Source organism: Nostoc cf. commune SO-36 (assembly GCF_023734775.1).
Lineage (GTDB): Bacteria > Cyanobacteriota > Cyanobacteriia > Cyanobacteriales > Nostocaceae > Nostoc > Nostoc commune_A.
In genome coordinates, this window is sequence record NZ_AP025732.1 from 4355301 (window position 1) to 4369034 (window position 13734).

Sequence of the window (13734 nt, forward strand, 5' to 3'; positions counted from 1 at the left end):
TAAAAAAAAATCTAAAATCTCAAAATAATAACAAGTTTATAATAGTAAGCGGCTCCAGCCCTTAAAATATGGCAAGAGCCGCTTATTATGAGCTAATTTAATTAATTTTGCATTACAAAAGACATAGTTTAATTTATTCTTAACCACTCATATCATGTCCGCTTAATTAGTTATTATTCCGAGCATCTATGCAAAAATCTTAAAACTCTCTTTTCCCCTGCTCACTGCCCCATAACCACTGCGGTCTTAATGATAAGTCTTTAACCGGACATGATATCACTTATCCCAATTCTGCCTAATCTTGCACTTAATAATTACTCCTTATCTCTTGGTGTCCTTGGCAGTTCGTTTAATAATTAATTGCATCTTCATAGCGAATTAGTATTCAATTTGTGGTTCTAATATAAAAAATATGTCAATCATCATTGCTGAAAATCTGAGTAAATCTTATCCAGTAGCAGTTAAAAGTCCGGGTATTAAAGGTACAATAACCCACTTTTTTCGCCGTACCTACCGCTCAATTAAAGCAGTTCAGGATGTTTCCTTTGAAATTGCCCCTGGTGAAATAGTGGGGTTTTTAGGCCCAAATGGTGCTGGTAAAACTACCACACTTAAAATGCTCACAGGGTTGATTCACCCCTCTAGCGGTACTGTCAAAGTAGCGGGACAAGTTCCGTTTCAGCGTAAAGAAGCATTTTTGCAAAAAATTACCTTGGTGATGGGGCAAAAGCAGCAGCTAATTTGGGACTTACCAGCACTCGATTCTTTGAGAATTAATGCCGCTGTATACAACATCTCTGATAAAGAGTTCCAACGGCGGGTAGGAGAATTAACAGAGATGCTTTCTCTAGAAGGCAAACTTACCCAACCAGTGCGGAAGCTATCTTTGGGTGAGCGAATGAAGGCGGAATTATTAGCAGCACTTTTACACCGTCCCCATGTATTGTTTTTAGATGAACCGACGCTGGGATTGGATGTAAATGCTCAAGCAGCAGTGCGCGAGTTCTTACGCGACTACAATCAGCGTTATCAGGCTACAGTGCTGTTAACAAGTCATTACATGGCTGACATCACAGCTTTGTGTCAACGGGTACTGTTGATTCACGAGGGAAGCCTGATGTATGACGGCAGCTTAGATGGACTGCTGGAACGTTTTGCTCCTTACCGAGAAGTCTACATAGAGTTAGCCCAACCTCTACCAATAGAAAAACTTATGACTTATGGTGATGTCAAACTCTTAGAAGGGCGAGCAGTGCGCTTTATGGTATCACGAGAGGCGCTCACCCGCACCGTATCCCAGATTTTAGCGGATTTAGAGGTAATTGACTTAACAGTTACCGAGCCGCCCGTGGAAGAGGTAATTGGACGAGTTTTTCAGGCAGGTGTTGTGGAGTAGAGATGCGATTAATCGCGTCTCTACAAGAGTGGAGAATTCTGGGTAATTTTTGTAGTAGGAAGGTAATTGATTAGCTAGTTTTTTGCTAACAATCACTTACAAATGCTAACATAGTGGAATGGCTTATGTACCACTACGAGAAGCAGTCAAAAAACTTGGATTGCATCCGAACACGCTAAGGAAGTACGCAGACAATGGCAAAATCGAAAGCATCAAAAACGAAGCAGGACAAAGACTCTTTGATGTCGAGTCCTACCGTCGCGGTGCAGCACACGCATCCATTATTTGCTACTGCCGAGTTAGTTCAACCAAGCAGCGAGATGACCTTGGAAGACAAATTGCTTATATGCAATCCCTCTACCCAGATGCCGAAATCATCAAAGATATCGGCAGTGGAATCAACTTTAAGCGTAAAGGACTGCAAGCCTTATTGGACAGACTTATGCAAGGAGATAAGCTCACGCTTGTTGTTGCCTGTCGTGACCGACTCGCGCGGTTTGGATTTGAACTTATTCAGTACATGGTCGAGCAAAACGGTGGACAAATCGTGGTTCTCGACAACACTGTACACTGCCCAGAATCAGAACTTACCTCGGATCTTCTCTCCATCCTCCACGTCTTCTCTTGTAGGATGCACGGACTCAAGAAGTACAGTAAAAAAATCAAGGAAGATCCGGATCTTCCTCACAGCACTACAACGGCAGACTCTTAAACAATGGTTTGGTGTGTCTAGGTTTGTTTACAATACGACCGTCAAACTATTACAAGATTCATCAATAAAGGCTAATTGGAAAGCGATTAAGACTGATATTTTGAATGGGGAATAAATGAAGCAGATAATCAGAAAAGCCTTAACTTTGCTGTCAGTATACTACGCCTATATGGTTGAGTATCGGGCAGAACTAATCTTATGGGTTTTAGCTGGCTCTTTACCGATTATCCTCATGGGTGTCTGGATACAGGCAGCACAAGGAGGACAATTTGGGTTATCACCTGTAGATTTTGCCCGTTACTTCATCACGGTTTTCATTGTCAGACAAATCACAGTTGTTTGGGTAATTTGGGACTTTGAAAGGGAGGTAGTGGAAGGCAAATTATCGCCCAAGTTACTACAACCGCTCGATCCAGTATGGCATCACGTTGCATCCCATATTTCTGAAAGATTTGCTCGTTTAACCTTTGCTTTTTTATTAGTAGGATTATTTTTTATTCTTTATCCCCAGGCTTTTTGGGTACCAAGTTTAGATAGATTTTTGCTATTTATACTGGCGGTAGGGCTAGCTTTTACTTTGCGGTTTACCATTCAGTATACTTTTGCTATGTTTGCTTTTTGGACAGAACGGGCTAGCGCTTTAGAAAATTTCTGGTTGTTATTTTATCTATTTTTATCTGGTTTAATAGCACCTTTAGAGGTCTTTCCAGAATCTGTGCAGAAAATAGTCATGTTTACGCCTTTTCCCTATTTGATTGATTTTCCTGCGAGTCTTTTGGTAGGGCTACCCGTGGATATAGGACGGGGATTTTGGTCAATCGTGGGTTGGATATTAATATTTTTGGGTGTGAATCGCTTTCTTTGGCGTGCAGGTTTAAAGCGGTATTCTGGGATGGGAGCTTAAATAATTTAATAATAACTTTACTACAGAGCGCCCTATGTCTTCATACATACTCTTTGTTTTGGCGAAGGTATTAATATATCTTTAATAATTATTTAATCACCTTACGACTTGTAAAGAAATATAAACTCAAATTAAATTAGTGGTGCAGTTTTGAAAGTGTCACTCAATATACTCGTTTTTTGATGGAAGCAGTGATATTATCTAATGGTGTGAGGAGCAAGTTAAAAATAAAGAACGTCTGGGGTGGAAACACGGCAACACTCCCAGGCGTTTTTTAATGGGTATACAGAAAAAATTTCTTGCAGATTCACTAAAGTTTTTGAGATAGTCACCTACAATCCAAAATCTAATCAACCCCACCCACAATCAAAACTAGAAATTCAGGTGCAAATCAATCGGCTGACTCAACAAATTCAGTTCATTATCGAGATTGATCAATTGAAACAGGTGATGCGCCAAACCCTACTCACTGATGGATCACGCCGGGAAAATAGTGCCGAACACTCTTGGCATATAGCTATGATGGCAAGTGTATTAGCAGAATATGCCCCAGAGGGTGTTGATATATTCCATGCCATCAAAATGCTGCTGATCCACGATTTGGTAGAAATTGATGCAGGTGACACCTTTTGTTACGATGTGCAGGGTAATGACAGCAAGGCAGCAAGAGAAGCACAAGCAGCGTTGCGCTTATTTGGACTTTTGCCAGCAGATCAAGGTAGGGAGTTGCGTTTAGTCTGGGATGAATTTGAAGCAGGAGAAACACCCACCGCCAAGTTTGCCGCAGCTTTAGACCGCATACAGCCTTTGCTGCACAATCAGCAAACTCAGGGCGGGACTTGGCGCATTCATGGCATTAGGCGCGATCAGGTGATGAAACGGGTAGCGCCAGTAGAAACAGGTGCGCCGGAACTGTGGCCCTTTGTCCTGCAATTGATTGATGATTGTGTGACAGCAGGATACATAAAAGAGACTTCTAGTCTCAAGATTTAGGGCTGATAGGCCAAAATTGCTTCCCACTCAGATTGTGAGAGTGGTTGCAACTCTATTTGCATATCAAAGCAATTACTAGCTGCGGTAACTAAAGCTGCAATAATCTTTTCTACAGTCAGACCTTGATGCAGTTGTACAGTTGTAAAAGATTCTGTACCAAATACTTGAGTAAACAGTTCAGCATCAGGTTGCAAACGGATTGAACCATGTTGCAGAATTACCCCGCTACGTCGCAATTGAGCGCTACCAATGAGTTTGCCACCATCTGGCAAAACTAAATCTGCACTAGTTGCTGTACCAAAACAGTTAGGGTTGTGGATGTAACCTCGTCCAGCCGTACCGTAATGTAATTCTACGCCGAGCGATCGCCACCCTTGAATCAAAAACTCACAAATTGTTTCATATACCTGGAGACGACTACCGGTAAGCCCAGATGTGACTATGGCGTAAGTTAAATCTCCTTGGTGTAGCACCGCCCTTCCACCAGTAGGACGCTGCACTAAATCTAGTTTTTGTCCTTGCCAAATCAAATTTTGCCAATATTCAGGATATTGGCGTTGATGATAGCCGAGAGAAATGGCAGGTGGCGACCAAGTATAAAAACGCAGAGTTGGCGGATGTTTCCCAGACTGGTGCTGTTCTAGTAACCATCTATCAATTGCCATCTGCACATTGCCAGCCGCCTCTAGCAAAGGAATTAGTCGCCAAACCTGATTGCTATGCATCCGATGCAGCTATAGCCCAATCTAAATAGAACTTACGCAGTGAAAACCTGAAACCTCGATCCCTCCTAAAAAAGGGGGGGATCTGAAAAGCCCCCTTTTTTAGGGGGTTGGGGGATCTCTTCTGTGTAAGTCCTACTAAAATCCAAAATCCAAAATCCAAAATCCAAAATTCCTTAAGTCGTACCAAATTCAATTTGTAAGGCTTCATCGTTATTATCAGCGATCGTTGCTACAACGGTAATGAGCCGAGAAACTTCGCCAGGAGATAACTCTGCTAAGGTGCGTGTGGATATCACAACTACTCGGTTTTCAATAATACCAAAACGCGCTTCAAAAGTACTAGAGCAGTTTAACTCCAAAAGATACCGCATCAACTTAGGTTCATCTTTGGCAGGTAAATTTAGCACCGCAGACCAAACCGTTATGGTGTCTTCATCGGTTGTTCCGTTGAGTTTGACAAATACTTGCACACTTCCATACTTAAACTTCCAGAGATAACCACCCTCTGGAGTGTGGCTAACCATCGCACTATCATCTTGTTCTAAAGAATCGATGACATTTTCAATTACCTCAACATGGTTAATGCTTGGCGTCTCGGCGATTAGCTGATCAATCGATTGGTTACTAGTTAGGGTTTCTGGGTAGCTTGTCATACAGATTTATTCTCAACATACTCGCTGTTTTCTCTACACATACTTTATAACTTGTAGAGGCAGTTAGTTTTCAAATGCCTAAAGTCTGAGATGCGTCTTGGCTATGTGAGAAAAATTAGCTGGAAGTTCAACGCATTTCTCCCGCCACCATGTGTGTGGGATGGTGGCGGGAGAAACAAAGAATTATTCTGCAAAAATTAATGACGATCGCACTTAACCTACATCATCATGGGCAAAGCGGTTAAAGAGGAAGTCTAAGGCATAGTTACGCAGTTGATAGTATTGGGGATCTTCCATGATGCGGCTGCGATCGCGGGGACGAGAAAAAGGAATTTCCATGACTTCACCAATTTTCGCATGGGGGCCATTGGTCATCATTACCAATTTGTCTGCTAAAAATAGTGCTTCGTCGATGTCGTGGGTAATCATCAGCACTGTACAACGGTTATCGCCCCAAATTTTCAGCAATTCTTCCTGTAATTCTTCTTTGGTGATGGCATCCAGCGCCCCAAAAGGTTCATCTAAAATTAAAACTTTCGGACGAATCGCCAAAGCACGGGCGATAGAAACCCGTTGTCTCATCCCCCCAGACATTTGCATTGGTTTCTTTTCCATCGCATCAGCCAGTCCCACCATTGCGAGATGATCGCGTACAATCGCTCTTTTTTCGGCTTGTGGTTTGTTGGGATAAACGGCGTTGACAGCTAAGTAGATGTTTTCAAAAGCAGTCCGCCAAGGTAGCAAGGCATAGTTTTGGAAAACAACCATCCTGTCTGGGCCTGGCTTGGTAATGGGTTCTCCTTCGAGTAAGACTTGCCCAGAGGTGGGAAAGTTAAAACCGGATACCATATTTAACAGTGTCGATTTGCCACAGCCAGAGTGACCGATAACGCAAATAAACTCGCCTTGTTCGACGTTGAGGTTAACGCCGTCGAGTACGGTAAAAGGGCCTTGCTTTGTCGGATAAACTTTGGTAACGTCTTTAATTTCTAGAAAAGGTCTGCGGCTGGTGCTTGCAGTGGCGAATGATTTTTCTAGTGTGTTTATAGCTGTGAAGTCGCGGTTTTGCATGGTATTTGGGGATTAAAAAACTTAATTTAAGCGATGTGCAACTGAATATTCTGACCTCTCTCCTAGAAGGCTACGGTGTACACACAAGTACTATCTGAAAGGGTTTCAGGCGTTATAGACCCCTTAAATTGTCATTACGAGCGCAGTGATAACGGAGCGAAGTAATCACATAGTCCCGTGAGTTTTTGCGATTGCTTCGTCGTTCCTCCTCGCAATGACAGACTTTCAGAGCGATCGCACAATCCCTATTGCTAGAGGATGAAACCAAATGTCAGGTGGAATTTCACGGCTTGTGTGTACACCGTAGCTCCTAGAAGGGGAGAGGCTTTGACTTTCCCCCCTTCCCTACAAGGGAAGGGGGTAGGGGGTTAAGTCTTTTGTTGGTTTTTCCACATGACTTAAAAAGTCAAATCATTAATGGAGTTCAAAGGCTCATTAATGGAGTTCAGAGGCTCATTAATGGAGTTCAGAGGCTCATTAATGGAGTTCAGAGGCTCATTAATGGAGTTCAAAAGTTCATTAATGGAGTTCAAAGGCTCATTAATGAAGTTCAAAGGTTCATTAATGGAGTTCAAAGGTTCATTAATGGAGTTCAAAGACTCATTAATGAAGTTCAAAGACTCATTAATGGAGTTCAGAGGTTCGCGTGTGATGTGCTACTTCTTCCACTTCCTCTTTCTCTCACCATTCTTTTATGAGGCGAGTCTCCTTCTTGGTGCATCAAGAACAACTTCCGCAACTGAAAAATCACGTTTAATTTTCAAGTTGTTGAGATAAGTGATCGGATCATCAGCGTTAAAGGGAGTACCATCGAACATTTGAATCGGTTGGCGAATATAGCTAATATCCAAACCTAATTCTCGCGCGGCGGTGCTGAAAACACGCACGCGACACACCCGTTCCACAACTTCAACCCAATTTCTGGGGAAGGGAGTATCACCCCAACGCGCCAATTGACTCATAATCCAAATTTGTTCGGTGCGACTGGGACGGTTAATTGCGGAATCGGAATAAAACTGAAGATGGGCATAGTCTCGCAATGGATGGTCTAAGTCACAGGTGAGACTATCTGGATCTTCGAGTTGAATGTATTCTAAATCAGTGCTGACATAATCTCGCCCTGCTAGGATTTGCCGAATTTCTTGGGTATTTTCGGGATTTGCACAATACACGCAAGCTTCTAACAATGCTTTAGTCAAGGCGATATGCGTATTTGGATAATTTTCTGCCCAATCTTCCCGCACACCAAGAACTTTACCGGGGTGTCCTAGCCAAACTTCTAAATCCGTAGCGATGGTAAAGCCAACATTTTCCACAGCAGCGCGGTAGTTCCAAGGTTCACCCACGCAGTAACCATCAATGCTTCCAGCTTTTAGGTCGGCTACCATCTGCGCTGGGGGAATAGTCTTCATATCCACATCGCTATCGGGGTCGATTCCACCAGCCGCTAGCCAGTAACGCAACAGCAAATTGTGCATCGATGCGGCGTGTACTACTCCCATTGTGTGCCGTTGGTCACGGGTGCGAAGCAGGTATCTTTTGAAGTCTGATAAGGTTTGTACACCTTGGTCGAGAAAGCGTTTTGCCAAGGTGATGGCGTTACCGTTGCGAGTCATGGTAAGGGCGGTGACAACGGGCAGAGGTTGATTATTATGTCCTCCCAAAGTTAACCACATCGGCATTCCTGAAGGCATTTGTGCCGCATCTAAATAACCACCACTGATGCCATCTTCTATACCCCGCCAGCTACTTTCCCGCACGAGGTTAACTTCATCTAAACCATGCTTGACAAAAAAGCCTTTTTCTTTAGCAACTGCTAAGGGGGCGCAAGCTGTCAGAGGTAAAAAGCCAATTTCTAGGTTAACTTTTTCTAATCCATGACGGGCAACGTCGGCAGTTTTCCGCGCCCGAATTTTCTTAATGCGTTTCTGCTGATTAAGGAAGTAAATCATCTCACTTCGCAAGCTGTAGTAGCTGGGATGTTTTACTACTTCCATCCGCTTACGGGGTCTGGGAATATCCACTTCTAAAATGTCGCCGATTTTCGATTCGGGGCCGTTGGTTAACATCACGATTCTGTCAGATAACAGCACCGCTTCATCTACATCATGTGTCACCATGACGGCGGTAACTTGATTTTCTTCGCAAATTTGCATCAGTTGTTCTTGCAAATTGCCGCGTGTGAGTGCATCCAACGCACCAAAGGGTTCATCTAGCAAGAGTAATTTGGGACGAATCGCTAAGGCGCGGGCGATCGCAACTCGCTGTTTTTGTCCACCTGATAACATTCCCGGTTGTTTATCAGCATGGGGACGCAAACCCACCATATTAATATGTTTTTCGATGATAGCGTTGCGTTCATCTGCGGGTAAGCCTTTCATTACCGAGTCCACAGCGAGGGCAATATTTTCTCTTACCGTCCGCCAAGGTAATAGCGAATAATTTTGGAACACCACCATCCTGTCTGGGCCGGGTTTGGTGATTTTTTGTCCTTCGAGAGTGACAAGACCTTCAGTAGGCAAATCTAAACCCGCAATCATATTTAATAAGGTGGATTTGCCGCAACCGGAGTGACCAATCAAAGAAACGAATTCTCCTTTTTAATTTGAAGGTCGATTCCTTTGAGGGCGATATATTTGCCACCACCAGTTATTCAAAAACTTTATCAATTTGGTCAACAGCTACGAACATAATATATTTGGTATTTGGTAATTGGGCATTGGTAATTGGGCATTGGGAATTGGGCATTGGGAATTGGGAATTGTAAATTAGAGATTATTTAGGATTAGGGATTGGAGAAATCTTTCCTAGTTTTCATGCCCCATGCCCTATGCCCTATGCCCCATTCCCCATGCCCCATGACTATTTTTGCTCTGCTGGTAAAATCTTGTTTTGCAGCCAACCCATCATTTTATCTAGCACCAACCCAACGACACCGATATAAACTAGAGCTAAAATAACTTCGCTGACGTTGTTATTTTGATAAGCATCCCAGATAAAAAAGCCGATGCCGACAATACCGGACATGACGATTTCAGCGGCGATAATCGCTAACCATGCTAAACCGATCGCAATTCTCAAGCCGGTAAAGATGTAGGGTAATGCCGCCGGAATCAAAATATTAATGAAATAGTCTTTGCGGCTAAGTTGCAGAACTTTGGCGACGTTGTTGTAATCTTGGGGAATTTGGGTAACGCCGACAGCAGTGTTAATTAAGATGGGCCAAATGGCGGTGATGAAAATTACGAATAAGGCGGCGGGTTCGTTTTGTCGTAAGGCTGCTAAAGAAATCGGAACCCAAGCTAGAGGCGGTACTGTCCGCAGTAGTTGAAAGATGGGGTCTAAAGCTTTGGACATGGTTTTATTGACACCAATTAAAATGCCCAAGGCAATACCAGCGATCGCAGCTAGGGTATAACTGATAGCAACCCGTTGCAGACTAGCGAGAATCTGCCAAAATAGACCTTTATCAATGCCACCTCGGTCATAAAAAGGCCAGAAAATGAGAACCCAAGTGTCTTGGATAACTTGTATAGGCCCTGGTAATGTGGCTCCTGGAATCCAAGCGAAGAGTTGCCAGAGAACGAGGAAGATTGTGATGGCGATCGTTGGTGGTATCAGATCAGGAAGTTGCTTTTTCAGGCTGGATATAAAGCCATTATTCAATCTAGGACTTGCAGGGCGTTTTTGGGCTATTGTCATGATGCTGTATTCTCCTCAAATTTTATTTGTTATTTGTCCGTGGTCATTTGTCATTTGTCCTTTGCAAATAACTAATGACCAATGACCAATGACTAATGACTAATGACTAAATACTGACCTTTTTAATTTTCAAATTCTTCAAATATTCTTCTGGTTTTTCGGGGTCAAATTTAATGCCATCAAAAAACTCTTCTACACCACGGGATGTATTTGTAGGAATATCAGCAGCAGCAATCCCAGCTTCTTTAGCAGCTTCTTTCCAAATATCTTCACGGTTGACTTTGTTGATAAGTTCCTTAGCCTTAGCAGCATTATTGTCAATGTAATCTTTTGGTAAGAATCCCCAGCGAACGTTTTCAACTATGAACCATAAATCATGACTCTTATATGGATAAGAAACATTACCTTTTTCATCTTTCCAGTAGTAAGCAGCCATTGATTTATCATCAATTTTGCGACCATCACCCATGTCATACTTACCTTGGTATGGATCGGCTAAGATTTCGGGTGAAGAAAGATTAAAATAATTTCGTCCCGCGAGAATTTGAGCAGCTTCTTTGCGATTATCAAAATTATCTAACCACTGTTGGGCTTCCATAATTCCTTTTAAAATTGCTTTGGTAGCCTTGGGATTTTTATCAACCCAATCGCCTCTCATGGCAAGATATTCTTCAGGATGGTTCTTCCAAATTTCTGCGGTTAATGCTGCTACATAGCCAATTTTTTCTTGAACAAGGCGATAAGGCCAGGGGTCGCCTGTACTAAAAGCATCCATTGTTCCTGTTTTCATGTTGGCTACAGTTTGCGCCGCAGGTACTGTCAGCAGCTTGACATCTGCATCTGGATCTAACCCGCCTGCTGCTAACCAGTAGCGAATCCACAAATCTTGGTTGACGTGGGGAAAGGTAAATGCGGCCGTGAAGGGTGTTGAAGATTTTAAATCCTTAATTAAAGACTTGGCGCTAGCGAGTTGTAAATTAATACCTTTGCCTTCGTGCTTGTTGGCGATCGCAATTCCATTTCCATGCGTAATTAATTGACATAATACATACATGGGAATTTTTTGATTGCCCTTGGTAATTAAACCTTCTGTAATTAAATGTGGCATTGGCATCTGCCATTGACCGCCATCTATCCCACCACCGGCAGAACCAATTTCTACGTTGTCCCTTGCTGAACCCCAAGAAGCTTGCTTGGAAAGGTCAACATTAGTCATGCCATACTTTGCAAAAAAGCCTTTTTCTTTAGCAATAATTAAAGGAGCCGCTTCCACAATGGGAATATATCCCAGCTTAACTGTAGTCGTCTCTGGTGCTTGTCCAGAACTAGTATTAGCAACCGGTTGAGCAGTTGGTTGTACTTGAGTGCTTCCACCAGTCAGGTTGTCAGGGGGATTGCCCAAACAGCCTTTGAGGAATACAGCACTCGCCGATGCTCCGGCTGTGAAGATGAATTTGCGGCGAGAAATTTGATTAAAAAATTCTGTCATAATATCTCCTGAAAATGTAAATGTTATTTTTTATAGCTATGACAATTTAGGCAAAAAACGTGATGTTTCTTGCGCTATTAATGATTAATCAAGCTATATTTTGCAAAGCAACCGCAGCCATTCCATCAATGACGCGGCTACTTGTATAAAAACTCGGCTAATTTCTTGACTCTGCTCTAGTGTGTTTTAGAGGTGTCATTCACCTTGTTGAAATCAGTTTACAGCCTTTGAAGCAAAATTGCTCAACTTGAAGGATCGATTTATTAAAGAAATATTAAATTGGATATATAAGGAAAAATTTATCTATTTTCCTTAACTATATGAATAATTTTTAATATATCAAATTTTATCTATGGAGACTATTACTTTTATACTATGATTTGCTGTTTTCGTTTATTCTAAAACTTAATTTTAGTAGGATTTTCTAATATATAAACTCTTGTTTATGAAGACTATTATGTTAACGCTATGATTTAGGGTAGCACAGCTAGTTGTACTACCCTACCAAACGTATTTGTATCAACCTGAAAGTAGAAACGGTATACCTGTAAAGATTTTAAGTAGTGTATTCAGCGTTAATCTTCACGTAGTCGTAACTCAAATCACAACCCCAAGCTTTACCCACACCATGACCATTGCCAACATTAACGGAGATTAACACCGTATCCTGTTGCAGATAAGCACCTGCCGTTGCTTTTTTCAAATAAGCACTTGCTGCCGCACGATCAAATTGCAAAGGTTGCCCGTTTTCTAACATTAAGAAATCCCCTAGCTTAATTTGCAGGTTTTCTTGCTCAAAGGGCACACCCGCACGTCCGGCGGCGGCGGCGATGCGTCCCCAATTTGGATCGCGTCCAAAGATTGCAGATTTAACTAAGGATGAACCAGCGATGGTTTTGGCTATTTGTCGGGCTGAGAGTTCGTCATGAGCGCCAGTCACTTCCACTTCAATTAGACAGGTTGCGCCTTCACCATCACGAGCGATCGCTTTGGCTAAATGCTGGCAACTGCTGTTAACATCGCCTCTAATTTCTCTGCTTCTGCGCCCCATTCTGTAATTGCTGGGGTGCGAGATTGACCATTTGCTAAGGCGATTAAACTGTCGTTGGTACTAGTATCACCATCCACGGTAATGGAATTAAAGCTTCTATCAGCTGCCCTTGCTAACATCTGCTGCCAAAGGGCTGGCGAAACCACAGCATCACAAGTAACAAATGCCAGCATGGTTGCCATGTTGGGGTGAATCATACCGGAACCCTTGGCAATACCGCCAATTCGTACCGGGCGCTCGTTTATAGTTGTCTCTAAGGCAATGGATTTTGTTACCAAGTCTGTAGTGATAATCGCTCCGGCGGCGGCATCTGAGCCTGTTTCTGATAGTGCTGCTACTACTTTAGGAATCCCACTTCGCAAAGCATCCATCTTAATTCTTTGACCAATCACACCGGTGGAAGCCAATAATACAGATTCAGACGAGATGTTTAGGGCTTGGGCTATTGCCATAGCAGATTCTAAGGTATCAAGGTAGCCTTGAGTTCCGGTAGCGGCGTTTGCTTGTCCAGCGTTGCAGAGGATGGCACGAGCGCTATGTTTGGCTTGCAAGCGTTGGCGACAATATTCTACGCAGGCAGCTTTGACTTGGCTGGTGGTGAATACACCAGCTGCGATCGCTTCTACCTCTGAGAATATCAAAGCTAAATCTGGCAACCCCGAAGGTTTCAATCCTGCGGTGATTCCCGCCGCCTGATACCCCCTTGGTGCTGTGATACCACCTGTTATTTCTTGCCAATCTGCCATTATTCTTCACTCTAAACTATTAAGGGATTTGAACAACCTCTCAATAGTTTAAAGTTTTGAGGGTAAATTTTACCCTGTATTGCGCTCTTCTGAGAGAAAAATAATCTGCAAAATTACAGTATCCGGCGATAATAGCTCTATCCAGCCATCTACATTAGCAAACTGAGGATACCCCCGATAAAATTCGGCTGGTAGCCCGAACCTCGTACTGTTACGAATTTTGGCACTCCGAATGCTGTAGGAGTTGCTCATATTCATGCTTATGCACAGCGTGTACTTAACATAATAGACT

11 protein-coding genes and 2 pseudogenes are annotated in these 13734 nt (G+C 42.8%); 5 read left to right on the forward strand and 8 right to left on the reverse strand.

Going from position 1 to position 13734, the window contains the following annotated elements; translation table 11 throughout:
* Window positions 1-412 precede the first annotated feature (412 nt).
* The 5 genes from ANSO36C_RS19570 to ANSO36C_RS19590 all read left to right on the forward strand — a co-directional run bounded on the left by ANSO36C_RS19570 (window position 413) and on the right by ANSO36C_RS19590 (window position 4005).
* The gene (locus ANSO36C_RS19570; protein WP_251955869.1) at window positions 413-1396 is read left to right on the forward strand and encodes an ABC transporter ATP-binding protein; all 984 of its coding nucleotides are present in this window, start codon (window positions 413-415) and stop codon (window positions 1394-1396) included.
* Window positions 1397-1514: 118 nt separating this feature from the next.
* The gene (locus tag ANSO36C_RS19575) at window positions 1515-2108 is read left to right on the forward strand and encodes an IS607 family transposase (RefSeq protein ID WP_251955870.1); all 594 of its coding nucleotides are present in this window, start codon (window positions 1515-1517) and stop codon (window positions 2106-2108) included.
* Window positions 2074-2223, forward strand: a complete 150-nt coding sequence (locus ANSO36C_RS19580) for a helix-turn-helix domain-containing protein (protein ID WP_251960380.1) — start codon at window positions 2074-2076, stop codon at window positions 2221-2223. Before ANSO36C_RS19575 ends, ANSO36C_RS19580 begins: the two co-directional genes overlap by 35 nt.
* Window positions 2224-3012 carry an ABC transporter permease gene (locus tag ANSO36C_RS19585; RefSeq protein WP_251955871.1) on the forward strand — a complete coding sequence of 263 codons (789 nt, stop codon included), beginning with the start codon at window positions 2224-2226 and terminating at the stop codon, window positions 3010-3012.
* A 384-nt stretch (window positions 3013-3396) separates the two neighbouring features.
* Window positions 3397-4005, forward strand: coding sequence for an HD domain-containing protein (locus tag ANSO36C_RS19590; protein ID WP_251960381.1), 609 nt, complete (start codon window positions 3397-3399; stop codon window positions 4003-4005).
* Here ANSO36C_RS19590 and ANSO36C_RS19595 read toward each other — a convergent pair.
* The 8 genes and pseudogenes from ANSO36C_RS19595 to ANSO36C_RS19630 form a co-directional block, all read right to left on the reverse strand.
* Complete coding sequence (locus ANSO36C_RS19595; RefSeq protein ID WP_251955872.1) at window positions 4002-4730, reverse strand: lipoate--protein ligase family protein; 729 nt, start codon at window positions 4728-4730, stop codon at window positions 4002-4004. The two genes, ANSO36C_RS19590 and ANSO36C_RS19595, sit on opposite strands and share 4 nt — an antisense overlap.
* 173 nt (window positions 4731-4903) lie before the next feature.
* The gene (locus ANSO36C_RS19600) at window positions 4904-5383 is read right to left on the reverse strand and encodes a YbjN domain-containing protein (protein ID WP_251955873.1); all 480 of its coding nucleotides are present in this window, start codon (window positions 5381-5383) and stop codon (window positions 4904-4906) included.
* A gap of 213 nt (window positions 5384-5596) precedes the next feature.
* Window positions 5597-6454, reverse strand: coding sequence for a nitrate ABC transporter ATP-binding protein (locus ANSO36C_RS19605; RefSeq protein WP_251955874.1), 858 nt, complete (start codon window positions 6452-6454; stop codon window positions 5597-5599).
* Window positions 6455-7146: 692 nt separating this feature from the next.
* A pseudogene (locus tag ANSO36C_RS19610) lies at window positions 7147-9145 on the reverse strand (nitrate ABC transporter ATP-binding protein).
* Between the two features lie 171 nt (window positions 9146-9316).
* Window positions 9317-10156: a nitrate ABC transporter permease gene (gene ntrB / locus ANSO36C_RS19615; RefSeq protein ID WP_251955875.1), complete on the reverse strand. Its 840-nt coding sequence runs from the start codon at window positions 10154-10156 to the stop codon at window positions 9317-9319.
* 106 nt (window positions 10157-10262) lie between these two features.
* Window positions 10263-11645, reverse strand: a complete 1383-nt coding sequence (locus tag ANSO36C_RS19620) for a CmpA/NrtA family ABC transporter substrate-binding protein (RefSeq protein WP_251955876.1) — start codon at window positions 11643-11645, stop codon at window positions 10263-10265.
* A 556-nt stretch (window positions 11646-12201) separates the two neighbouring features.
* Window positions 12202-13442 (reverse strand): annotated as a pseudogene (gene argJ, locus ANSO36C_RS19625) (bifunctional ornithine acetyltransferase/N-acetylglutamate synthase).
* Between the two features lie 69 nt (window positions 13443-13511).
* The gene (locus ANSO36C_RS19630; RefSeq protein ID WP_251955877.1) at window positions 13512-13694 is read right to left on the reverse strand and encodes a hypothetical protein; all 183 of its coding nucleotides are present in this window, start codon (window positions 13692-13694) and stop codon (window positions 13512-13514) included.
* Window positions 13695-13734: the final 40 nt, after the last annotated feature.